20 protein-coding genes are annotated in these 23,980 nt (G+C 60.0%); 16 read left to right on the top strand and 4 right to left on the bottom strand.

Annotated features, from left to right (window positions below):
* The first annotated feature begins 15 nt into the window (after window positions 1–15).
* The 12 genes from TSACC_RS19805 to TSACC_RS19750 are packed head-to-tail and all read left to right on the top strand — an operon-like array spanning window position 16 to window position 12,460.
* Window positions 16–582, top strand: a complete 567-nt coding sequence (locus tag TSACC_RS19805; protein WP_202816014.1) for an acyltransferase — start codon at window positions 16–18, stop codon at window positions 580–582.
* Window positions 579–1,484, top strand: coding sequence for a glycosyltransferase family 2 protein (locus TSACC_RS19800; protein ID WP_075081184.1), 906 nt, complete (start codon window positions 579–581; stop codon window positions 1,482–1,484). Before TSACC_RS19805 ends, TSACC_RS19800 begins: the two co-directional genes overlap by 4 nt.
* Window positions 1,485–1,496: 12 nt before the next feature.
* Complete coding sequence (locus tag TSACC_RS19795) at window positions 1,497–2,720, top strand: glycosyltransferase family 4 protein (protein ID WP_075081183.1); 1,224 nt, start codon at window positions 1,497–1,499, stop codon at window positions 2,718–2,720.
* The gene (locus TSACC_RS19790) at window positions 2,717–3,844 is read left to right on the top strand and encodes a glycosyltransferase family protein (protein ID WP_075081182.1); all 1,128 of its coding nucleotides are present in this window, start codon (window positions 2,717–2,719) and stop codon (window positions 3,842–3,844) included. The genes TSACC_RS19795 and TSACC_RS19790 overlap by 4 nt, the downstream gene beginning before the upstream one ends.
* Entirely contained in the window at window positions 3,845–5,194 is a 1,350-nt protein-coding gene (locus TSACC_RS19785; protein WP_075081181.1) for an O-antigen ligase family protein, read from the top strand.
* Between the two features lie 19 nt (window positions 5,195–5,213).
* Window positions 5,214–6,356: a glycosyltransferase family 4 protein gene (locus TSACC_RS19780; RefSeq protein WP_237764038.1), complete on the top strand. Its 1,143-nt coding sequence runs from the start codon at window positions 5,214–5,216 to the stop codon at window positions 6,354–6,356.
* Window positions 6,353–7,057: an FkbM family methyltransferase gene (locus tag TSACC_RS19775; RefSeq protein WP_075081179.1), complete on the top strand. Its 705-nt coding sequence runs from the start codon at window positions 6,353–6,355 to the stop codon at window positions 7,055–7,057. Before TSACC_RS19780 ends, TSACC_RS19775 begins: the two co-directional genes overlap by 4 nt.
* Entirely contained in the window at window positions 7,054–8,187 is a 1,134-nt protein-coding gene (locus TSACC_RS19770) for a glycosyltransferase family 4 protein (RefSeq protein WP_084400698.1), read from the top strand. The genes TSACC_RS19775 and TSACC_RS19770 overlap by 4 nt, the downstream gene beginning before the upstream one ends.
* A 4-nt stretch (window positions 8,188–8,191) precedes the next feature.
* Window positions 8,192–9,103, top strand: a complete 912-nt coding sequence (locus tag TSACC_RS19765; RefSeq protein ID WP_075081178.1) for a hypothetical protein — start codon at window positions 8,192–8,194, stop codon at window positions 9,101–9,103.
* Between the two features lie 32 nt (window positions 9,104–9,135).
* Entirely contained in the window at window positions 9,136–10,245 is a 1,110-nt protein-coding gene (locus TSACC_RS19760) for a glycosyltransferase family 4 protein (RefSeq protein WP_169809720.1), read from the top strand.
* Complete coding sequence (locus TSACC_RS19755; RefSeq protein ID WP_084400697.1) at window positions 10,179–11,384, top strand: glycosyltransferase family 4 protein; 1,206 nt, start codon at window positions 10,179–10,181, stop codon at window positions 11,382–11,384. Before TSACC_RS19760 ends, TSACC_RS19755 begins: the two co-directional genes overlap by 67 nt.
* Window positions 11,381–12,460: a glycosyltransferase gene (locus TSACC_RS19750; RefSeq protein WP_075081175.1), complete on the top strand. Its 1,080-nt coding sequence runs from the start codon at window positions 11,381–11,383 to the stop codon at window positions 12,458–12,460. Before TSACC_RS19755 ends, TSACC_RS19750 begins: the two co-directional genes overlap by 4 nt.
* 3 nt (window positions 12,461–12,463) lie before the next feature.
* Here the strand turns inward: TSACC_RS19750 and TSACC_RS19745 are convergent, their stop codons facing one another.
* From TSACC_RS19745 to TSACC_RS19730, 4 genes are all read right to left on the bottom strand, one after another.
* Window positions 12,464–13,867: an exopolysaccharide biosynthesis polyprenyl glycosylphosphotransferase gene (locus TSACC_RS19745; RefSeq protein WP_075081174.1), complete on the bottom strand. Its 1,404-nt coding sequence runs from the start codon at window positions 13,865–13,867 to the stop codon at window positions 12,464–12,466.
* Window positions 13,868–13,956: 89 nt separating this feature from the next.
* Window positions 13,957–15,567 carry a hypothetical protein gene (locus TSACC_RS19740; protein ID WP_075081173.1) on the bottom strand — a complete coding sequence of 537 codons (1,611 nt, stop codon included), beginning with the start codon at window positions 15,565–15,567 and terminating at the stop codon, window positions 13,957–13,959.
* On the bottom strand, window positions 15,564–18,167 hold the full coding sequence (locus TSACC_RS19735) for a GumC family protein (RefSeq protein WP_075081172.1): 2,604 nt from the start codon (window positions 18,165–18,167) through the stop codon (window positions 15,564–15,566). Before TSACC_RS19735 ends, TSACC_RS19740 begins: the two co-directional genes overlap by 4 nt.
* The gene (locus tag TSACC_RS19730) at window positions 18,168–18,815 is read right to left on the bottom strand and encodes a polysaccharide biosynthesis/export family protein (protein ID WP_075081171.1); all 648 of its coding nucleotides are present in this window, start codon (window positions 18,813–18,815) and stop codon (window positions 18,168–18,170) included.
* 6 nt (window positions 18,816–18,821) lie between these two features.
* Here TSACC_RS19730 and TSACC_RS19725 point away from each other — a divergent pair, with 6 nt between their 5' ends.
* The 4 genes from TSACC_RS19725 to TSACC_RS19710 all read left to right on the top strand — a co-directional run bounded on the left by TSACC_RS19725 (window position 18,822) and on the right by TSACC_RS19710 (window position 23,950).
* Window positions 18,822–20,222, top strand: coding sequence for a VanZ family protein (locus TSACC_RS19725; protein ID WP_084400696.1), 1,401 nt, complete (start codon window positions 18,822–18,824; stop codon window positions 20,220–20,222).
* A gap of 92 nt (window positions 20,223–20,314) precedes the next feature.
* Window positions 20,315–22,069, top strand: coding sequence for a cation:proton antiporter domain-containing protein (locus tag TSACC_RS19720; protein ID WP_075081169.1), 1,755 nt, complete (start codon window positions 20,315–20,317; stop codon window positions 22,067–22,069).
* A 143-nt stretch (window positions 22,070–22,212) separates the two neighbouring features.
* The gene (locus tag TSACC_RS19715; protein ID WP_075081168.1) at window positions 22,213–22,395 is read left to right on the top strand and encodes a DUF2292 domain-containing protein; all 183 of its coding nucleotides are present in this window, start codon (window positions 22,213–22,215) and stop codon (window positions 22,393–22,395) included.
* Between the two features lie 97 nt (window positions 22,396–22,492).
* Entirely contained in the window at window positions 22,493–23,950 is a 1,458-nt protein-coding gene (locus TSACC_RS19710) for a carbohydrate porin (protein WP_075081167.1), read from the top strand.
* Window positions 23,951–23,980: the final 30 nt, after the last annotated feature.

The following is a 23,980-nucleotide window of genomic DNA, read 5'->3' as shown; positions in this document are numbered from 1 at the left end:
CAAACAACGGACCGCTTGATCAATCTCTCCCTGAAAGCCCTGAGGAACAACATCTGGTTTGCGGCGTATACGCTCCTCGCCAAGCCTCTGCCGTGTTCCTACAGCCGCTGGGGAGGCTCGTTCTTCAAGGCATGCCGTCGATTCACCGCCGGGAAACTGCTGGCGCATTGCGGCCAGAGGGTGAACATCGAGCATGGGGCGACCTTTGGACGAGGAAATACCATCTGGCTGGGTGACGACTCCGATCTCGGCATCGACTGCGACCTGCGCGGCGAGGTCCATATTGGGAACTGCACGATCATGGGTCCCGAGGTCGTCATATGGACCGTCAACCATCGCTTTGACCGGATCGACATTCCGGTGATGCAGCAGGGCAATATGCCCATGGAACCAGTATGGATCGGCGATGACGTCTGGATCGGGACGCGGGCGATCATTCTACCCGGAGTAAGGATCGGCAATCACGCCATCATCGGAGCGGGAGCCGTGGTCGCCAAAGACATACCCGACTGGGCCATCGTTGCGGGGAATCCCGCCCGCGTCATTCGCTTTCGGAACGAGACGGAGGCCGATCTGGAATGAACGCGAAAGCGACACTCCTTATTCCCACGTATCAGCGACCTCGCGAACTCGCCGAGTGCCTCACCCGGGTAATGCCACAAGCCTCCGCCGCAGGAGTGGAAACCATCATCTGTGATGATAGCCGCGACGACGAGACCAGAAAGATGCTTTCGGAGCGGTTTCCCCTGGTACGCCACATCGTCGGTCCGCGGCGCGGGCCAGCAGCCAATCGCAATGCAGGCGCGAGGGCGGCTTCAGGCGAATGGCTCATCTTCCTCGATGACGATTGCGAGCCGGGAGTGGATTTTCTCCGCGCCTACCTCGAGGAGTTTGGCCATCACAGTGCCGAGGAGGACATCGCTTTCGAGGGGGCTACGATTCGCCAGGGATCAGCAGATTCCCTGCTGACCGAGGCGCCGCACAATCCCGGCGGCGGAGCGCTGATCTCGTGCAACTTTGCCATTTCCCGCAGGGCTTTTCTGGAGGCAGGAGCTTTCGACGAGCGCTTCCCGATGGCTGCTTTTGAAGATACGGAGTTTGCCGCGCGATGGAATCTCAAGGGCGGAAAGGTCGTCTTCCTGCCCAAGGCAGTCGTCGGGCATCCTCTGCGGAGTGCTCCGCCCGCAGGCAGGCTGGCCCGCCGCTGGGAGTCGAGAGTGATCAGCACCTATGACTTCGGCGGCACGACGGCACAGGTGGCCTGGAGGCTGCCCCGCCACGTGCTGTTGGTGATCCTGAGCCGGTTCCGGGGCCGGAAATGGTCGGGAGACAACATCAGGGCGGCAGGGAGATTCGCTGCGGAGTATTTGTTTTTTTTAGGCCTTCTGCCCGGTTGGCTGATGAAATACCACGCCCAACCGCGCAGTCCCTTCTGGCTGGAACAGCAAAAGCTGGGGCGTGCTCCCCGCAAACTCGGGCTGTAGCGTATACGGACGATGCGGATCGCGGCCACGGGATATGTCTCAGAGGAAGCCGGGAGCGTGGCGAGCGCCAACGCCCTGCTGCTGCGCGGCCTGCTGGAGCGAGGGATCGAGATCACATTTTTCTCCAAGGCATCCTTCGTCGATCCCCGGCCAGCTGTTGGAGACCACGCCGGTTTTGCATTTGTCGACGTGGACAACAGAATCGCCGATCGCGTACGAGCGAGATTGTCACGTATCCCGGTGGCTCGCGGGGTCAGCGGCGCGGTGGACACACATACCTATCACCGACTGCTGGTCAGACAAATCTCCGAGTACCATGCCCGAGGGCCATTTGCCCTCGTACTCTGGCTTGGCGAGTATGCGCGAGGGCGGGTGGAGGGAATACCATCAGTCAGCTTTGCCCAGGGACCGCCGGGAACGGATGCGCGGTCCGTGCTCAATCATTATGACGAGATCCGCCGACTGACTGGCCCTCTCACCGCGCTGCGATGGCGGGGACTGGCACAATTACGCCTGAGTCCGGCAGGTCTCCCGCCACTACGATTTTCGGATCAGATTCTCGTCGGAAGCGAGCAATCACGGCAGACGCTGATCACCGTGTATGGCAGGGAGCGGGACAAAATCCATGCGCTCCCCTATCCGATCGACCTGGAAACATTTCGCGTGGCGGAGACCATACCTGCCAGGGAGGGAATGCTGCGGTGCCTTTGGCTGGGACGGATCATTCCGCGCAAGAGACTGGATCTTTTTCTCGATGGAGCGGCCGGGGCCATCCGTGATGGTGTGAATCTGCGGCTCACGATCGCGGGAGGAGTGGGATTCATCCCGGGTTATGAGAAATTGATCCGCGACTTTCCCTACCCGTCGCAACTCGACTGGAGGCATTTCGTCCCGCGCGCGGAGGTGCCAGCGCTCCTGCACGATCACGATGTGCTGGTCCAACCAAGCGAGGAGGAAAACTTTGGCTCATCCGTGGCCGAGGCGCAGGCTTGCGGCCTGCCCGTGATTGTAGGACGCACCAATGGCAATGCTGATTACCTGGCGGATGGTGATATCCGGCTGGCGGATGACGATCCCCGCACACTGACTGAGGCGATCAAGATCGTCGCTGGTCGTAAGGCCTCACGGACGACAATCGACGAAGCGCGATCGCGGGCGTGCGCGGAGAAGCACTTTGCGCCAGCGAAAATTGCCGATCGGCTCGCGGACCTGCTAAAATCCTTCGCACGATCATGACGAGGCCCACCCTGGTCAGCGCAGCCTACCCCCCGGATCTCGATGGAATTGGAGACTATACCTGGTGGCTGGGCGGCGCATTATCTCGGGCAATAGGTGACGGAATCCCGGTGATCACCCGTACGGGCGATCATCTCGCCCAAGAAGGGGTGAAAGTGCATGGCGTTTTCGACCCGCACGATCTCTCGTCGGTCAGGAAACTCCCATTCTGCGTAAATGGCGGCTGGCTGGTGTTTCAGTACAACCCCTTCTCCTGGGGACGACGAGGATGGTGCCCGGCAGTACCTGAGGCTCTGAATAGCGTCAAGGCGGTGCATCCACACCTCAAGCTGGCGGTGATGTTTCACGAGACCACGGTGCCGAGATGGCCGTGGAAGTTTGCATTGATGCGGCGGTGGCAAAGGCCGGTTTTCCGCAAAATATGCAAACTGGCCGACGTAGCCTTCGCCTCCAGTGAGCGGTATGTGAGGCAGATCGAAAAGGTCGGACATCCCATGTCCGTAGTCCACCTGCCGGTAGGTTCCAATGTGGCCCGATCTTCGCTCGACCGGGAGGAGGCGTGCAGGGCGATGCGCTTGCCAGATGACGCAATACTGGTGGGAGTTTTCGGTTCGGCGCACGAAAGCCGGCTACTCGACTGGATCGGGGCTGCATTTGCCGGAGTGAAAGAAAACCAGCCTCATGCCAAGGTGCTCTACGTAGGTCCGCATGGCGACGCCATCGCCCGCGCGGTGGGAGATTCGTCCCTGGTGATCGACATGGGGATTCAACCGTCCGACCGGGCCGGGGTGTGCCTTTCGGCGATGGATCTGCTCCTTGCGCCGTTCAATGACGGGATATCCACGCGGCGCGGATCGGTGATCGCAGCATTTCAGAATGGCGTTCCCGTCGCGACGACACTCTCCAAGTGGACGGATTCCGTCTTTCGCAGCCAGGCTCCCGCTGCGCTGTTGCTTTCGCAGGCCACGACTGCCATCGACTTTGCCCGGGATACGGCGGAGTGGGCGACTTTCCTAAACAACCACAGTCAGAAAGCCCGGTATCGTGAGGATATACAGGCATTTCACGACGCGGTTTTTTCCTGGGACCTGATCGCAAAGCAGCTGATGGAGGCGCTTCAGTAAATGGACTGGCTGGTCTCCATCGCGATCGTGCTACCGGCCGGGTATCTCTACATGATCCGGTCCACGTGGCTGATCGACTATCTCGTCTGGATCACAGTGTTGAATCGCGGCATCCGGCGCTATGTGGATTGGATGGCCGGGAGCTTCAATCCGCTGTCCCCGGTAAGCCTGACGCCACTGGTGATCTCGGGATTGATCTTTTTGATGGTCTTTCAGAATTACAACCGACTACCCGGATACTTTCGCAAGATCATTATCTCCTTCGCCATCGCACTGAGCGTGGCATTCGCGGTCGGACTGATCCGCAACAAGCTGGCTGCAGTTTACTCCCTGGCGGAATATGTAACGCCGCTCTCAATCATGGCATGTGCGGTGCTGGCTTGGGGAAAAAACGACATCCTCGACCGCTGGATCAAGACGGTTGGCTGGGCGGCGGTCTTTGCGAGCGCCTACGGATGGTACCAGTATTTCACCATTCCGGCCTGGGACGCCTTCTGGGTGCGGGCAGTGGGATTCGAGGGGTATCTGGGCAAGCTGAAGCCGACAGAGATGACGGTATTTTCCACGATGAGCGAGCGTGGTCCACTGGCGAGCTTCCTGGGCTTTGCCGTGATCCCGATGATCTGCGCGAAGCGGTGGCGCAATATCGGGGGATGGCTCTCGGTGCTTCTCATCCTGTCAGTAATCCTCCTCACCTTTGTGCGCAGCACCATCATCACCATCGGCCTGGCAGCCGTGCTTTATCCGCTGCTGAACCGCGGAAAGAACACATTCCGCATCGTGATCCTGCTCTGCGTCATCGCTCTGGCGGCAAATGTGGGCCTGAGCCTCATTCCCACCTCCGGCAAGATCAGCGAGCGCGTCAGCTCGATTGCGACGATCACCAAGGACGGGTCATTCCAAGGGCGAATGGAAATCGCCCAGTACGGATTTTCCTCCGTCATCCGCAATCCCATTGGTACCGGGCTGGGATCGACCGGACTGGCCGGACGAGTAAATACCGGTGAGATCGAGGCTGGGGCGGCCATCGGAGACAACGGGTACTTTGCCATCCTGTTCACCTTTGGCTGGATCGGGTCGTTTTTCTTCTTCCGGGCTTTCTATCTGATCTGGAGGCAGATCCGAATCTTTGAGCGCCTGGGTATCCGGACGGATGCAGTGATGCTGTTCAAGGCGTTTTTCGTGACCGGCAGCATCGCGCTCATCGCCGGGGACTGGATCGCCGGTGCGGGATCGATCGTCTTCTTCATCCTGGCTGGTTTCGCCCTGCATCCCCGCCCGCAAATGGACGACTACGCACGGAGGCACTCCGCACACCGAGGCCAGAAGACCTTCAAGCCCGCAACCTGATATGCGTATTGCCTTTGCCATGATCAACTGCAACCGCCGTGACGGCAGTGCGCGAGCGGTGAACGAAGTCGCCGAGCGACTGGCCCGGCGGGGGCACGACGTGCACCTGTTTGCCCGCAAGGCGGAGGACATCGACCTCGGGCTGATCACATGGCATCCCGTGCCCGGCGTGCAATGGCCGGAAGTCGCGGATTTCTGGACCTACCACACCCGGGCGAACCGGATGCTGAGCCGCCACGACTTTGACATCGTGCACTCCATCGGCCCCAATACGAGCCGCGCCAATGTCGTCACGATCCAGAACATCCAGCCGGCGAAGAAGATCATCCTCGATCGCTTTGCGAAAACCGAGCAGGTCTCGCCGGCCCGTCGGCTGACCCGGTGGCTGTACCTGCGCGTCACCTCGGCCGCCGAGCACGCCCTGTACACCCGGAAGCCGGAACCGCTTTTCCTCCCGGTGTCGCACGGGGTGGAAAAGGAATTGCGGGCGCATTACGACATTGGCAGCGCGATGGTGCGCATCGTTCCCAATGCGGCGGACACGGCGATTTTTCGCCCCCTCGCAGAGGAAGAGAGACTGGCCTGGAAAGCAGCCAATGGATTGGCGGCGGACGACGTGGTCGCGCTTTTCTCCGGAGGCGAATGGGCGCGCAAGGGGCTGGATTTTGCGATCGAGGGTGTGGCCCGCTGCACGGTTCCCAAGGTCAAACTCTTCGTCGCCGGAGACGATGCGGATCGGGAACGATTCCTCGGGCTGGCGAGGTCGCTCGGGGTCGGAGACCGGGTCGTCTTTGGAGGGTTCCGCCGCGACATGGCGGAGGCTATGGGGGCGGCGGATGTGTTTCTCTTCCCCAGCCACTACGAGGCCTTCAGCCTGGCGACGATCGAGGCGGCGGCCTGCGGGCTGCCCGTCCTGGCGACACGGATCAACGGAACGGAGGATTTCATCCAGCCGGGGGAAACCGGCGAGTTCCTCGAGCATGATGGCGCACAGATCGGGCGGGTGCTGGACCGGCTGGCCGGGGATGCGAGCCTGCGGCGCGCCTACGGGGCAGCGGGCCGGAAGCTGGTGGAGGAGAAGTACACCTGGGATCGCGTTGCAGAGATGACGGAAAATGCTTACGCTGATTTCCTTAACGCTCGAAAAACCGCCCGCTCATGAAACTGCTCATCACCCCGCTGCGGGCCATCTTCCGGGTCCTTTTTTGGGTCACGCCGCAACGAATGCACATTCCGCTGCGGTATCGGCTGACGGAGCTGGAGGGCGGATTGGAACCGGAGCTGCGGTATCTCGATCGCATGGTGCGAAAAGGCGGCACGGTGCTGGATATCGGGGCAAACATCGGGATCTTTTCCTATCGCCTGGCGGGGCTGGCGAAGCGGGTCGTATCGTTTGAGATCAATGACGACCTGCTGGCCGAGCTGAAAGCCTGGAATCCCGGCAACATCGAGGTGGTGCCGAAGGGCCTCTCCTCCGAGGCCCACGAGGCCACGCTTTATATCCCCGTCCTGAACGGCAAGAAGCTGGTCGGCTGGGCCAGTCTCGCTCCGGGCAACTGCCCCGACACGAACGAGCATGTCACGAAGCGCGTGGAGACGGTGACGCTGGATTCGCTCGCGCTCCGGGGCGTCACCTTCATCAAGATGGACGTCGAGGGGCATGAACTCGAGGTCCTGCGCGGCGCGGCGAAAACCCTGAAAGCGAACCAGCCGGTGATGATGGTGGAGATTCGCGAGCGCAATCTCGCGCCAGTGCGGGAACTGTTGGGCGGGCTGGGCTATGCGGAGACGACGATGAAGGCGCTGACCGGACAGGAGGGTTCGGAGGGAAACTATTTCTTCATTCCCCGGGAGAAGGCATGAAGCTGCTGGTCGTCAGTCACTCCTGCGCCACCGCCACCAACCAGCAGCTGTATGCGGAGCTGGAGGAACTGACGGGCTGGGACCTTACGCTGGTCATCCCGGCAGACTGGCGGGATGAGTTTGGCAACAACCTCGACCAGGCAGCCTACCCGGGATTGAAGGGACGGGTGATCAAGGTCCCGGTTCTGGCCAATGGCAACATCATCCTGCATGCCTACCGAAAACGCTGGAGAGCCTTTCTCCGCGAAGAAAATCCCGACGCAATTTACGTCAACCACGAGCCGTACGCAGTGGCAACGGCCCAGGTGTGCCTCGCGGCGGGCAGGAAATCGACCTTCGGCTTTTATTCCTGCCAGAACATCCTGAAAACCTATCCGCCGCCGTTTTCCCAGATGGAGAAGATGGTCTATCGCCGAAGCCGTTTCGCCTTTCCCATCACCGATGCGGTGGCCGAGGTTCTGCGCGAAAAGGGATTTCAGGGAGAAACCTGCGTGTGCGCCCTGCCGCTTGATCCCGAGCTTTACCGACCACGGGGAGCGGAAGCGGATTTCAAACTGCTGCCACGACAGCCGGGCGAGACCGTAATCGGCTTCGTGGGGAGGCTGGTGGAATCCAAGGGGCTGCGCACGCTGGCGCAGGCGCTTGCGATGGTTGGCGACCTGCCCTGGAAGCTGGTCCTGATCGGAAAGGGCGAGTTCGAAGGGGAGTTTCGAGCTCTCCTGGAAAAGAATGGGCTGTCCGGCCGCGCAGAGTTCCTCGGCTATGTCCCGCATGAGGAGACACCAGCTTATCTCAGCGCGTTTGACCTGCTCGTGCTCCCATCGGAAACCCAGCCCAACTGGAAGGAGCAATTTGGCCGGGTCATTACAGAGGCCATGGCCAGTGAAACCGCCGTCATCGGTTCCGACTCCGGGGAAATCCCCCACCTGATCAATGCCGCCGGCGGGGGAATGATCTTCCCGGAGCGCGACGCCTCCGCCCTCGCCGGAGCACTGCGCAAGATGATGCTGCATCCGGAAGCACGCGAGACGCTCGCCGCCTCTGGAAGGAACTGGGTCAAGGAGCATGTCTCTCTCCGGGCCATCGCCGGAAAAATGGCGGCAACCATCGAACGCGCACACGCCCGCTGACGACATGAACACCATCCTGCTGACACTCTACCAAGGCGACTACCATCTCGGCGCAGCAGCAATGATCAACTCCGCGGTGCGGCAGGGATTCTGCGGCCGGATCGTACTGGGACACGATGCCTCGAAACTCCCGGCATGGACAGCACAGCTCGAGCCAGTCAGACCGGGCGTTTTCCATCTCGAAGGAGCCGAGATCCTTTTTCGATCGATCCCATCTCCCCGACACTTTGGGTTTCAAAAGCCTTTTGTGATGCGGCAGATGCTGGAGGAGTTTCCCGACTGTGAGCAGATCTTTTATGTCGATCCCGACATACTTTTCCTGAGTCCGTGGAAGTTTTTCACCGAGTGGGCAGGTCTCGGAGTGGCTTATTGTCTCGACTGCCACTTCCCCTATCTTTCGGAGACGCATCCCTGGCGTATGGCATGGGGCCGCCTCATTACCTCGGCAGGACATGCGGTGGAACGCATGCCAGGTCATTATCCCAACAGCGGTTTCGTGGCACTGCCTCGGGAGCAGGCGAGCTTCCTGAAAGTGTGGGAAGACCTGACCCTGGCCTACGAGGCAGAGGGAGGCAATACCCGGAGCTTCCAGCTAGAGGAACGCCATCAACCCATCGTGGGAGATCAGGACCTCATGGCAGCCTCGCTGATGGCGTGGACAGGAAGGGAATCCGTCATCGGCCCGGAGGGGATGGGATTTACGGATTATTTCTACCTGCTCGCGCATGATATCGCCCGGCCCAAGGCCTGGAGGCGCAATTTCATCCGACAAGCGCTAACGGGAGTGAAACCGAGCGCGGCCTCCGCGTTTTTCCTGGAGGCCAGCGAAGGTCCGATCCGCGCGCTCCCCGACCTGGAGACGAGACGCTTTTCCTTCAAGGTTGCCCAGGTGATTTCCCGTGTGTGGAAGAGATGATGATCTGCGAGCATCCGGTAATTGAAGTGGGAATGCACTTCGACGCCGCGCAGGGCGGGGTTGACCGGTATTTCCAACGACTGACCGAGGGATTGCGAACGAATGGACAGCCCTGCACCGCTTTTGCCTTTGGCTCTGCCCCGGGCACCATCCCTCTGGAAAAGTGGGACGGGAGCACCCCAGCCTCCGTGTGTCTTGGCGCAATGAGCGATCCACTCATCCATCGGCTGAAAGCCATTCGCACGGCCGGACAAAAGGTCCGCCCGAATGGACTCGTTGCATCGCATTTCTCTCTCTACGCGGCAGCCATACCGCACCTGCAACAGAGGAGGCATGTTGTCCATTTCCATGGCCCCTGGGCGGACGAGTCGGCCAGAGAGGGTCAGTCCCGCGTGGCCGTGATGGCGAAACGATGGATTGAAAACCGGGTCTATCGCTCCGCCGATCGCTTCATCGTGCTGTCCAGTGCATTCCGCAATGTGCTGAGCAAGGACTACCGGATTCCTGCGGAAAAAATCCGCATCGTACCCGGAGGCGTGGAGACGGAGCGCTTCATTCCTCGCGACAAGAGGGAAGCCAGAAGGAGGCTGGGCTGGCCCGAGAAGGCACCCATCGTATTATGCGTCCGCAGGCTGACTAATCGCATGGGTCTCGCATCGCTCATCGAGGCTTTTGCCATGTTGCGCCCGGACCATCCCGAAGCCCGCCTGTTCATTATCGGGAAGGGTCGGCTTGAAGCTGAGTTGCGCCAGACAGCGAGCAGGACGGGTTGCTCGGAGTCCGTGATGTTCACGGGCTTCCTGCCGGACGACGAGTTACCCTTTGCGTACGCGGCGGCGGATTTCTCGATCGTGCCATCGGAGTCTCTAGAAGGCTTTGGCCTGACAACACTGGAGTCCCTCGGATGCGGAACGCCCGTGCTGGTGACTCCCGTGGGCGGGTTGCCGGAGACCGTCCGCGAACTTGATTCCTCACTGGTCCTCGAGGGAAAAGACGTCGCGGCCCTGGCGCAGGGAATACGTCGCGGTCTGGCCGGAGAACTCCCTTCGCGCGCTGCCTGCCGGGATTATGTGGAGTGCCGTTTCGACTGGAGAACCATCGCCAGACGCGTGGCGGATGTCTACGAGGAGGTGCTGTCGTGACGCTGTTCGTCGATCAAACCGGACAGCTCGGAGGAGCGGAGCTTTGTCTTGCCGATCTAGCCAGCGGTCGACCCGGGTCCCGCGTCCTAATTTTCTCCGATGGCCCCTTTGCCACGCTCCTGCGAGAGCGCTCTGTGCCGGTCGAGCTCCTACCCATCAAAGGATCGGCCGCGCGAGTCACGAAGGAATCCGGCCCTGCCGCCCTGCTCGCATCGGTTCCCGGGCAGCTGGCTCATCTGGCGGCGCTTTCGCGACGAATGAAAGAAGCCGACGTGGTTTACCTGAACACTGCCAAGGCTCTCGTTCACGGCGTAGCCGCCAATCTCATCGCCCGGCGGCCTCTTGTCTTTCATCTGCACGACCTGCCAAACCGGGAGCACTTCAGCCAGGCAAACCTCGCCATCCTGATGGCTGCGGCCAGCCAGGTCGATCTCGTCATTGCCAACTCGCGAGCCGTGGCCGACCAGTACAGCAAAGCCGGAGGCCGAACCAGCGTCGCTGTCGTTCCCAATGGATTCGACCCGGCCATCTACGCCAACATCCCGGCAGAAGCCATCGCGAGAGTGTCTTCGGAGTGGAATCCCGACGGGCGGCCGGTCGTATCCATCTTCGGGCGCATCGCCCGGTGGAAAGGCCAGCATGTCCTGCTTGAAGCCGCGAAGCAGATCCCCGAGGCGACATTCCAGATCATCGGAGAGCCGCTTTTTACCGACGACGACCGAGCCTACGCCAAGGAACTCCAAACTCTCGCGCAGTCCATGGGAGACCGCGTGAAGTTCCTCGGCTTCCGCACCGACATCCCCGTCCTCATGGCGGCCTCCGACATTGTGGTCCACTGTTCAACCGCGCCGGAGCCGTTCGGACGGGTCCTGGTCGAGGCCATGCTCTCGGGGAAGCCGGTCATCGCCGCCGACGCAGGCGGCCCTCGCGAGATCGTCGAGGCGGGAGTCACCGGGGTGCTCACGCCGCCGGGAGATGCCAATACCCTGGCGCATGCCCTGAAAAGCCTCCTCGCCGACGCAGCCCTGCGGGAGCAAATGGGACAAGCCGGGCGCGAGCGCGCGAAGCGGCGCTTTTCGCTCTCCGTCATCCGGCAAAAGACCAATACTCTACTCGACCGGCTTTCCCGAAACGCATGAACCTCGTCCTCGCTCACGACTACCTGATCCAGATGGGAGGAGCCGAGCGCGTGGTGGCCACCATGCACCGTCGCTTTCCCAGCGCCCCCATCTACACCAGCGCCGTTTCGCGAAAAACATTGTGGGCGGACTTTGCCGATGCCGACATCCGGACAACATGGCTGCAAGGCATGCCCGGCATCGAGCATCACACGCACTTCAAGAAATACCTGCCACTCTATCCCCTCGCCTTCCGCTCGATCACCCCACCCGACGCGACACATGCCTGGATCAGCTCGAGCACCTTCGCCAAGTACATGCGGTTCTCTCCCGGGACACGAACTGTCTGCTACATTCACAACCCGACCCGGTTCCTGTGGCAGACAGATGAATACCTCGATCATGAGGTGCGACATTCGCTGCTCAACCGACTGGTTCGTGCCTTCCTCCCGCCTTTGCGCAGACTCGACCAGACCGCAGCGCGACGCATGGATGTCCTCGTCGCGAATTCGCGCAATGTGCAGGAGCGCATCCGCCAGTTCTACGGCAGAGAATCCGAGGTAATTCCTCCTCCCGTCCAAACGGACCGTTTTTCCGTGTGTCCCGAGAATGACGATTCCTATCTGATCGTGTCTCGTCTGCTGGGATACAAGAATATCGACATCGCGGTGCGTGCCTTTACCCAAAGCGGCAGGCGGCTCATTATCCTCGGCGAGGGCCCGTACCGAGCCGATCTCGAGAAGATGGCTGGTCCGTCCATTGAGTTCCTTGGCCGCCGCTCGGATGACGAAGTGCGCGACCATTTCCAGCGTTGCCGAGCCTTTCTCTTTCCCGGGCACGAAGACTTTGGCATTACGCCCGTGGAAGCGATGGCCTGCGGCAAGCCTGTCATCGCCCTTAAGAAGGGCGGTGCCCTGGAGACCGTGGTCGAGGGGTTGAGCGGTGTCTTCTTTGATGAAGCGAAGCCCGAGTCGCTGGCCAGGGCGGTCGAGCGCCTCGAGAGCACGTCCTGGAATGCGGAGGCCATCCGCGCCCACGCCGAACAGTTTTCAGAAGCTGCTTTCCTCCGCCGGATGGAGCGAGTCCTGTTTCCGTAAACGCTAGTAGGCGCTCTTGGGCGGAAACAAGACCTGAAGGGCAGTCCGCCAGACGACGCGGATATCGAGGAAAAACGACCAGGTCTCGACGTACTCGATGTCGCACTCCACCCGATGAATGATGTCGTCGCGGGTGGCGGTCTCACCGCGAAATCCCCGGATCTGGGCGAGCCCGGTGATGCCCGGTTTCACAAACCCCCGCAGCGGATAGGTGGACATGACCTCGGCCAGCACCTTGTCGTGCTGGGTCATATGCGGTCGCGGTCCCACCAGACTCATCTGCCCGGTAAGCACATTGAAGAACTGCGGAAACTCATCCAGGCTGTATTGACGCAGAAAACGGCCAAACGGATACACCCGCGCATCCCCCATGGTCGCCTGCGCAGCGGAGTCGCACTGATCCGCGTACATGGTACGGAACTTAAGGATGGTGAATGGCTGGTTGTCGAGGCCCGAGCGGATCTGCCGGAAAAACAGGGGACCGGGAGACTGAAACCTCTGCACGATCCAGATCACAAACATCAACGGCGGCAGGATGAAACAGACGACCGGAAGACTGACGACGATATCGAAGATGCGCTTGTAGGCGCGATTCACGAGATTTTGCAGAGGTTCCTCGCGCAGTTCAATGAGATCCACATCGTCGCAGCGAAAATAGGAAAGACGCCTCTGGAGGAAACGATCGAGGTCATTGACGAGGGAGACGCGGCATCCGTGAGCCTCGGCGAGCCGCATCCAGCCGCCCAGCATACGGCGATCGCGGGGACTGCCCAGAATGAAGATGTTTCCCACCTTTTGCTCATCGAGAATGGCCTCCATATCATCGGGAGCGCCGAGCTTGCGAATCGAGGGCGGCAGTTCCTCCGGCGGAGCATCGGTAACGATGCCCACGATCTCGAAACCAAAGAGCTTCGACTTTTCTAGGAGTGAGCGGACATTTTCCAGCTCGGAGGGCTCCCCGACCAAGAGGAGCTTATGATGCTGGTGGTGCAGCATGAAGCGGAGAATGTCCAGGGCAAAGAAGCGGGTGTAAACAAGCAGGACGACGTAGAGCAGCGGGACGATGGTAAAGAGAAAGAGCCGGGAGATGGCTGCATCCTTCGTCAGAATGAGAAAGATGCACGTGATAGCCAGCGTAGGCGGGATGTGCGACCAGACGAGGCGATGGCTCTCCACCATACCCGACGAGACCGACAGGATGTCGTTGTGCTTGGTGATCAGAAACGAAATCTGAAAGGCCAGCGTGATGGCGAGATAGAACTCGAAGTAATTCGTCGCTGCCGTGAGGGCCACACCAGGGATAAAATACTCCATGATGAAGTAATAGGCCCAAAAGACGATCGTCAGAATGATCGTCGTACCTAGTTGATAGCCTTGGATGAGTCCTAATTCACGATGCTGAAACATACGAAAAATCCCGACACCTATGCGCCAGGTTGCATAACCTTATCCACGGGGCCTCCCTCCCGTAAATAAAACTTGCCCAGAGATTTTCATCAGAACTTGAGATTGAGTCCGAGGCCCAGAGTACCGCTGAGGTAGTTGAGTCCCTGGTCATCCTGGAAGCGCTGCTGAACATTGCCAAACAGTACCACATCGGCCCATTTCATAACAGTGTAGGAAACGGACACACCACCCTGGACGAATGCATAATTCTGCTCGCCGCTTTCCTCCTCGGCAAACATCTCGGTATACCCGACGGTCATCAGGAATTTCACATCCGTCTTGCGATAGGCTCGGAGGAGAAAGCCCAACTCCGCTCCCGTCTGAATGTCCATGCTCACGGAGGTGAAGGTATCCGTACCCACAAAGCGGTAAAACCGGAGCAGAGCAGTAGCATTTGCCGTCCAGTGGTAGCTGGCATTCAAGTCAAAGACCGGTGTGAGCATGGGGCTGGACTGGCCATAGGGCGGAGGGTCGAGAAAGCGACAATCCACCCCGGCTCGCGCGGAAAAGCGCCAGTGAAAATCCCACCGATAAGCCGCTTCGCCCTGGAGACCGAAGAAATTTTGATCTCCGGCGGGCGCCTGGATGCTGCCCAGACGCACCAGTCCGCCAAAGACCGCCTTGGCTCCCGGGGTGTATGACATTCCCAGGGTGGCGGTATTCTCCGTCTTTCGGCCGCCAGGGTCGTTTTGCTGAAGTACCCCCATCCAGCCGAGAGCGATATTGGCTTTGGTCGTCAGCGGATAGGATGCGCTGAGGGAGGCCAGCGCCGTATCCTGCTGGCCCTGGCCTGAGGGGTTGTTGAGAAAGAGTCCGCTCTGGGTGAGATAAGAAAAGGAGGCTCCGGTGCGCAGTTTGCTGAAGGGATAGGTCACCGAAACGGAGAGATTCTGGTTGTCGCTATCGAGATCCTTGAATTTCGAATACCGCAAAAAGCTCGGTGCATAGGACAGCCTGAAGAATCCTTTGGTTCCCGCCTCAAGGTAGAAGCGCGGGTTGAGGGCATAAACCATGTCGCTTTGGGGATTCTTCGTGCTGCCAAAAACATTGTAGAACACGGAGGAACTGCCCATTACGTCGAGGGCCATCCTCCAAGGCCCCCATTTCGCGCGCGGGGCGATCGGCTTGTCCAGAGTGGTGCCCGGCTCCGGGATCAGAGGCATCTCGGTGACGAGTGGAGTCTCATTCAAGCCGAATGAGCCGACGGTACGGCTGAGATCGTAAAAAATGGGATGCCCTGCGTTGCTCAGGACGACCTCGGAGTTGGAGGCGTAGTCATTACCGAAAAGCGCCATCGACTGGGGCGTATTCTGAAAGTCCGCGATGCGGTTGCCCTCCTCGGAATCGTATTCGGCGGGCGTCCGGGAAGGCATGTCGGACTTCAACGCGGCCTGATAGTCGAGGATCTCCGGGTTGGTGAGGACGTCGATGCCGGGCGGCAGTTCCACCTGAACGTCATTCATCGGATCGGACTCCGGGAGATTCGGAAAATCCAGCGCGTAATTCGCCGGATAAACGGTGTCGAAAGTTTCGGGCTGGTTGGATGAACGGGAAAGAAAAGGTGCCTGTGCTCTACCTGAGACGAGCCCCAGGAGAGAAGACACCGCGAAGAGCAGAAAGAAGACGCCGGGAGACGACCTCCAACGCGGGCGCGTCTTCATGGGGCATTTTGCCAGATCCTGATCGCATGGAGAAGCTTGGTCTCCGCGACGGCACGAGACATGCGCCCTGCCACCAGGCGCTCCAGCACTTCGTCGTAAAGCTTGCGGCGCTGCTGGCTGGCCTCTGAGTTCTCACGGTGGGCCTCTCCATTCATCTCGCTGCGCCCCATCTTCAGAGTGAGCAGGAGACTGGTGCGGGCAGCGTCGCGGGAAAGGCCGGATTTCTCCAACGTAGACATCAACTCAGCGAAAGCTTCGCGACGCTTGGCTCCCGCTGAGGAATTGTCCCGTCGCATGACAGGAGGAAGGACGATGAGAGTATTGCAATTGCAGCGGCGAACGATGCGCTCACTCTGCTCGCTCCAGCCAGAGACATTGGAGCTCCATTCCGGCCCGGGAGGACCGGTCTGGTGGATAAAATCATCAGGCGAGTCGTAGGTACGGTTGCAGGAGGGGCAGTGTACCGGGAATTCAAACTTGCCCTGGTTGGAAAACACCTCCTCCGGGAGATCCTGATGCCCGAGCTTGATAGGAAAGGCGGGAGAGACATTGTTCAGGACGGTGCCGGTGACCTTTACCCCACCCCGGGCGAGAAGCTCGAAGGCGCGCTTCGCCTCTGCGGGAGTTGTCTTTCCAAATCGCAGCACGAAGCAGATCGTCTGGCAGAGGTGGGCAAATCGCAGGGTGTCGCTCACGACTGTCACAGGCGCAGAGTCAAAAACCACGCGATCGTAAAGGAGCCGGGCCTCCTCCAGGAAGGTGGCAAAAGCTTCTTTGGAAAGCAGCTCGGCAGGATGGGCATGGGGCGTGCCGGCGGTGACGACGTCGACATTCTCTCCCGGGGTGGAACGAATGATATTGGGAAAGGACACCCGACCCGTAAGGTAATCGCTGAGGCCGTACTGCCCGACGGAATCGAAGATGCGTTCCTCGAGGGAACTGCGTCGCAGGTCGGCATCGACCAGGAGAGTGCGCTGACCGCTCTGCCCCAAAGCGACGGCAAGATTTGCCGCACAGAAAGAGGTGCCTTCATTGCCTGCGGCTCCGACAAGAAGGATGACAGCATTTTCCTCGATGCCCACCGGTGGCTCGGCGGCAACCCGCAGGGTACGAAAAGCCTCTGCGGCGGCGCAGCAGCGATCCATCATCACCGGGTAATCGCGGAAAGGCAGCCCAGGATTGTCGCTGGCCGGACCGTAGCGCGGCACGGCGCTGAGCACGGAAACCCCAAGAGCCGACTCCGCCGACTCCACTGTCTTGATCGTCTTATCAAGCTGGGCGACGAGAGCAATCAATCCCAGCCCCAGGAACAGCCCGCCGAGGCCCGCCACTCCCACCGTCTTGCTGGTGCTCATGGAGACCATGTATCCAGGACCGGCCGGGCCCGACATTTGCATCATGACGAGCTGGCTGCGGGTCTGGGACAGCTCTTCGTTGAGTCGCTTCAGGGCTGCCTCGTAGGCGAGCCGATCCGCGTCGATCTGGCGGCGGAGGACGTTGGACTGAATGGACTCCTCCTTGACCTTGATGACCTTTCCCTCCTGCTCCGCCTTTTCGGCAGCGATACCCTCTTCGTTTCTCCGGGCGGCAGCGAGATCGGCCTCGATTCCCTTGGCTACATCAAGAGCCTGTTGACGAAGAGTCTTTTCGACCTCGGCGAGCTCAGTCCGGGCCTGAATAACAAAGGGATTTGCCTCGCGGTAACGCTTCAGGAGCTTGGCCAGGTTGCCCTTGAGATCGTTGATCTTGGAGATCAGCGAGGCGACGCCGGGAGCGGAACGGATGCTCTCGATGCCGAGCAGGGCATCGGAGTTCTCGCGATAGGCCTGGATTTCCCGATAGGAGCTCTCAAGTTGAAGACGCTTCGCCCTCGCCTCGGTCGAGCGCATATTGAGATCCTTGAGTTTGTCGGCGGCAATATTGACGTCCTGGTCGATGGAGATGCTGCCAAGCGTGCGGGTGTAGTCGTTGAGGCGAGTCTCGGAACCGACGAGGTTGGCCTCAAGTTTTTTGACCTCGTCCTCAAGGTACTGGACGTTCTCGCGCAGGGCGAGCGACCGCTGGTCGCGGTCGTACTTCATTCCCGCCTCGGCCATGGCATTTGCCAGCTCCATGGCCACGTACGGGTCGGGATAATCCACCGCAACCTGCAGGAGGCGGGTACCCACGACGATGTTGGCCTTGGTGTTGGCCATGATGAAGGCAACGAGATCGTCCTCGGAGGGATGCGCCTTTCCGTTGAAATAGGGGCGCTCGCCGAGTTTCAGCTTTTTCACCACCTCGCGAGCCATGATGGGGTTCACGAAAGTGCGGATGATCGTATTTTGATCCTCGGGACTCATCGCGCCATCGGCGGTGGGACCGGACAGCGAAGCCGCTGGAGTCATCGAGCGGCTTTCCAAGCGGATCTCGGCGAGGGCGCGATACTCTGGCGTGGAGGTCTTGGCAAAGACGAATCCGCCAATGGCAGCCAGCGGAGCGAGGACCAGGGGCAACCAAAACAGGCGACGAGCCGTGAAGAGCAGCGTCGCCACGTCAAAGGGCGAGCCTCCGCCGGAGCCGGAAAACAGGTCAGTGGAATCTGATGGGCTGTTCGACATCTAGAAAACCGTCTCGCTGATGAAAATCACGTCACCTTCCTGGATGAGAAAAAACTGAGCGCTAGGGGCCAGGGCATTCATCCGCATGCGGGTGACTTCGTTGCCGTGTTTGCGGCTGATGAAGACCTTTTTCAAGTTGCCGATGATCGTCGGTCCGCCGGCCATGGCGATGGCCTCGGGGAGGGAGATGTTTTCCTCTGGCGGGATGACGTACATGCCAGCGGTCTTGATCTGACCCATAACGGTGAATCGTTGAGGTGCGTAAGCCAGTACGGTGACATTGACCTGCGGCTTGACGATCTGCTTGGCATCAAGGAGGGCGGCTATTTTCTCCGAGGCACCCGCTGTGGTCAGCCCCACCACGTCCACCCGCCCCAGGAGCGCTACCGCTACCGTCCCATCCCCCTGCACGCGCTGGCGAGTTGTCATGGCTGGTTCCTGAAATACGTCCACCTGAACAACATCGCCGATGCGAATGCGATAGACCTCCTCTTTTTTATGAGGCACGTAGTTCGCCGGAGCCTCCGTTGTACCCAAGGACATGGGACCGCCGCAGCCTGAGAAGGTAACGAGGCAAGCCAGAGCCAGCGCAAAAAGGATGCAACCGGAACTACGAGGAAACCATTGGCAGAGTGGGAGTGATTTCATTAGAAAATGAAGAGCCTACCTGCGAAGTCGAATTCTCTTCTGATGACGGTAAATAGCCTCATGGCCAAAGCCTTAAAAGCCTTTTCTCCGACTGTCGAGCGCTGGTGGCCTGCCCTGCTCTGGATGGTGCTGATCCTGATCGCATCGCTGGATTGGGCGTCGGGGGGGACGACTTTCAAGATCATCCAGCCCATCCTGCGTTGGTTTGATCCTGGCATCCCGATGCATCAGCTCTACGAGGCCAACCTCATCTTTCGGAAAACCTGCCACTTTTTGCAGTTTTTGATCCTGGCAATCCTTATCTGGAGGACCCGGGGATCGTGGAGATTCATTTCGCCCAAGGCAGATGCCCGGTTTGCGGGATTTGTCTTCCTGATCTCGATCCTGTTTGCTGTCGGCAGCGAGTATATTCAGTCCTTTTTCCGAAGCAGGACGGCAAATGTGACGGATGTCTTCATCAACCTGTCAGGAGCAGTGGCGGGAATCCTTCTGGCCGTGACGATCGAAATCATTAACTCGCGGAGACAGAGGGAAAAAAGTTCAGAAAAGCCACGCATCCTATTTACTGCCAATTTGTTGCTCCACGACAAAAAGCGTCGGCCAGTGGTACTCTCCCAGCTGCGCAAGATTCTGGACGAAACCCGGGCCGATGCCTTGGTAGTGGCAGGTAATATCGCTCACCCGACGCAATGCCGGGAGAGTCTGGAAGCTCTGAAAACCGCTGTAGGCGACATCCCTGTGGCCATTTGCCTCGGGCCTCAGGATCACTGGCTGCCCAGGGAACTGTGGGAACAATCGCCTTCCCCGGAGGCGGTGAGACTGCATTACTGGCATCCCGCGCTGACACAAACGGGCGTCCACGGGCTGGATTTTCAAAGCTTCGCACTGGGAGATCTGGAAATCGTGGGCGCGTATGGACACTTTGACCTTGGGTTTCGAGACGAAACCCTCGTCATCGATGGGGCGGAGGTGAGCCGGGAGGCGTATCTCTCAGGGGCGGTCGGCGGATTTGAGGCAAATGATTTCCGACAAATCCCTGCCGCCGGCGGGACACTAAAGGAAGAGGCAAGACGGCAGGCAGAAGGACTTGGAAAACGCCTGTCGGAGGTTCGCCAGAACAACGAGATCATCCTGGTCACGGGAACAATACCATTTGAAGAATGGCTGGAAAAGCCGACCGATAACACCATCGAGGCATTCTTCCGAGCCTTCGCGGGAAACTCACAAATGGCCGCCGCCATTCTCCCCCATGCAACGAAAATCCGAGTTGCGGTTTTCGGGAGCGGAAAGAGCGAATCCCATCTCCCTGAAGTGCGCGGAATCAAGGGTCTCTGCCTCCAGGACGCAAATGGAAGAGCCGTTTACTCACTCTACGATGCCGAGACCGGCGAAATGGTCAGGCTCTAGAAATCGATACAGCAAGGCCCATTTTTCCCTCCGTAGACTTTCCAGAACGGTAAAACTGGCAACGAACGCCTCCAGCCGGGTAAATACCCGCCATGCCTCACGATATTTCCCTGATCTCCACAATCTCGGTGGGCTTTGCGCTGGCGTTTGTCCTTGGGTTCATTGCGAACCGGATCAACCTGCCGCCGCTGGTCGGGTATCTCGTGGCGGGGGTCTTAATCGGCCCGAACACTCCGGGGTTTGTGGCGGATTCCGTGCTTTCCAGCCAGCTGGCGGAGATCGGGGTGATGCTGCTGATGTTTGGCGTAGGACTGCACTTTTCCCTGGCGGACCTGATGGCGGTACGGCGGATCGCGTTGCCGGGAGCGATCGGGCAGATCGTATTGGCTACTGCCGCCACGGCGGGCGTATTTCACCTGCTTGGCTGGGCGATGGGGCCGAGCATCATCATGGGGCTGTGTCTTTCCGTGGCGAGCACGGTCGTGCTGCTGAAGGCGCTGGAGGAGCGCAACGGCGTGGCGACGCCCAATGGCCGCATCGCGGTGGGCTGGCTGATCGTGGAGGATCTCGCGATGGTGCTGGCGCTCGTGCTAGTGCCAGCCTTTGCCGGAGTACTCGGAGGGCATGTCGCCGAGGACGGCGGGCACGGAACTGCGGCGGATGGGAATATTTTCGTCACCTTGGGACTCACCCTGGCCAAGGTGGCGGCATTTGTGGTGATCGCACTGTTGATCGGGCCTCGCGTGATGCCGTGGGTACTACGGCAGGTGGCGCGAACCGGGTCGCGGGAACTTTTCACCCTGGCTGTGCTGGCCATCGCCCTCGGGCTGGCATTCGGATCAGCCAAGCTTTTCGGCGTTTCCTATGCGCTGGGCGCGTTTTTTGCGGGCATGGTGCTGAATGAATCCGATCTGAGCCACAAGGCGGCGACGAATTCCCTGCCACTGCAGGATGCCTTTGCGGTGCTGTTCTTTGTGTCGGTCGGCATGTTGTTCGATCCGGCGATCCTGTGGCAAAAGCCGATGCTCGTGCTCGCGGTAGTGGCGCTGATCCTGGTGGGCAAGTCCCTCGCCGCACTCGGCATCGTGATGGTGCTCGGGTATCCGCTCAGCACGGCGCTGATGGTGTCGGCGTCGCTGGCGCAGATCGGCGAGTTTTCCTTCATCCTGGCCAGTCTGGGCATCGCGCACGGGATTTTCACCCAGGAGGGAATGAACCTGGTGCTGGCCGGAGCGCTGGTCTCGATCACGGTCAATCCCGTGGTGTTTTCCGTGACCGAGCGGGCGTGCCACTGGGTGAATGCAAATCCCCGGCGGAAGGCCCGCTTCGAGGACAGCCGCCAGACCCGCTTCCTCGCCCTGCAAAAGGAACTCGAGGACGCCCGGGTGCGCGCGGCGGAGAAAGCAGCCGCCCACAAGACCTTCACGCCGGAGGAACTGGCCGAGCGGTTCCCGCTTTTCAGCAATCTCACGCCGGAGCAGCGGGAGGTGCTGCTGCTGCATTTTGAAACCCGGACGGCCCAGCCCGGCGACCGCATCATCCGCGCGGGTGACGCGCCGGACAATGTGTATTTCATCTCTTCGGGCGAGGTGGAGGTGCGGGTGGCGGATCGCAAGATTCCGCTCACGGCGGGAGATTACTTCGGCGAGATGGCGCTACTCTCCGGCAAGCCCCGCTCCGCCGACGTGATCGCGCTGGATTACAGCAAGTTTGTCACCCTGAACCAGAACGACTTCCGCCAGTTCCTGCGGCGCTTCCCGGAGATCCGCCAGCAGGTGGCGGCCCTCGCGGCGGAACGCGGTGAGATGAACGAAGGGTTCTTCGCCGAGGGCGAGGAGACGAAGTAAGGCCGGACTCCCAAAATTCCCCTTCCCGTGTGATATTTTTCAAATAACTACTTGATCAGTCGTTATTCAGCTGTTTATCTCTGCCCACCACCACGGCAGACATGCTGACCACCGACAAAATCCACAATCGGGAGGAGCACTAAATGAGTGTGACCACCCCGTCCCTGAAAGAATCCGGCTCCGCGAATGAAGCGGAGCGAAACCCCATCGAAGAGCAAATCCTGGCCGCAGTGCGGGATCTGACCTTTGGAGTCGTCGAGATCGTCGTGCACGACCGGCGAGTGACTGAAATCCGGCAGACGCGACGCACGCGGCTGACTGACTAGAATCTTCCCTTTTTTCGCCGACCAGGTCTCTGGAGGCTGCCTAAAACCACTGATTTCCAACGACCAGACCACTGGAGTGTGGAGATGCCCAAAAACAATGAAACGTAAGAAAACACTCTTTGCGGCCATCGCGGTCGCGACAGCAGCGGTGGGGCTCTCCTCAAGTGCAGCCCTGGCGCAGTCCGGCGAAAACAAATCGGTCATCTCGACCTCGAGCAACTCGATCAGCGATAGCAAGTCGTTGCTGGCCGAGTGGTGGAACGGGAAATACGCAACAGGCAACTGGTTCGGCGTGCGGGACACGCTCGAGGAGCATGGCTTGAAACTCGGCGTCGAGTGGAAGGCCAACTTCCTGTGGAACGTCGACGGCGGCCTGGAGCAGCGCTTCGGTTACGACGACGAGTGGAAATTCAAAGGCACGCTTGACGTGGCCAAGCTGACCGGATGGGAAGCTCTCGAAGGCCTCTCGCTTTACTCGGATATCCGGTATCGCGGCGGCGCGGGCGTAAACAAGTGGGTCGGCGCGAGCAGCAACTTCGCCCCGAGCACCTTTCAGGGCGGTAGACTCTGGCGTTTCCAGAATGCGTATGCGACCTACACCACGCCGGAACTCTTTGGCATCAAGAAGTTCCTCACTCTCTCGGGCGGCTGGCAGAACCCGACGGATATCTTCATCAACCAGCCGCTGAGCAAGTTCTTCCTGAACAACACCTACACGTCCGGCAAGGGCATCAGCGCGAACGGCATCCCGTGGGGTGGCAGCTATGGCGCCTGGGGCGGCTACGGCAAGATCAGCCCGGCGGATTGGTTCTATGCGCAGTCGGGTCTCTACCTCGCCATTCCCAACGCGACGAACACGAGCAACCACGGCCTGAACTTCGCCGGTTACCAGATCGATCCCGAGCTGAACGGCCTCTACTGGCTGACGGAGGCGGGCTTCACTCCGAAGATCGGCTCGTCCAAGCTGCCGGGCAAATACGCGGCGGGCTTCATCTACTGGGGAGTAGAGAATACCGGGTTCCGCGGTACTCCGTATGACCAGCGCACGCTGGTGTACTTCCAAGTCGACCAGCAACTCTTCCGCGAGCCTTCGCCGGAAGCTCCCGCGCCGGTGCTCGGCAAGGGACCATCTGACGGCAAGAGCGTGGCGGATGGCAAGGACTTCAAGGCGCCGATCAAGGCGGAGAAGCCGAAGCTGAGCGACCAGGGATTGTACTTCTTCAGCTTGTTCAATGTCGCCCCGGCGTTTCAGGCCAACGTGCCCTTCTATTTCCAAACGGGACTCGCCTACAAGGGCCTCATCCCGACGCGTGACAACGACCAGCTCGGCGTGGCCTTTGCCTATGGCGACTACAGCGATGTCAAAGCCGACGTCGACGAGAGCCGCGGACGCGCGATCCAGAGCTACGAGGGCGTGCTCGAGTTCTCCTACCGCATCCAGGTCAACCAATGGGCCTATGTCCAGCCTGACCTCCAGTACATCATTCGCCCCGGAGCCACCGGCAACATCGCCAATGCCACCGTGCTGGGCTTCCAGCTGGGCGTGACCTTCTAAGTATTACCTAAACCAAACACATCGCCTTCA

This window comes from Terrimicrobium sacchariphilum, from assembly GCF_001613545.1.
GTDB lineage: Bacteria > Verrucomicrobiota > Verrucomicrobiia > Chthoniobacterales > Terrimicrobiaceae > Terrimicrobium > Terrimicrobium sacchariphilum.
The sequence above is the reverse complement of the archived record's forward strand: the minus strand, read 5'-3'. Positions and strand labels throughout refer to the sequence as shown.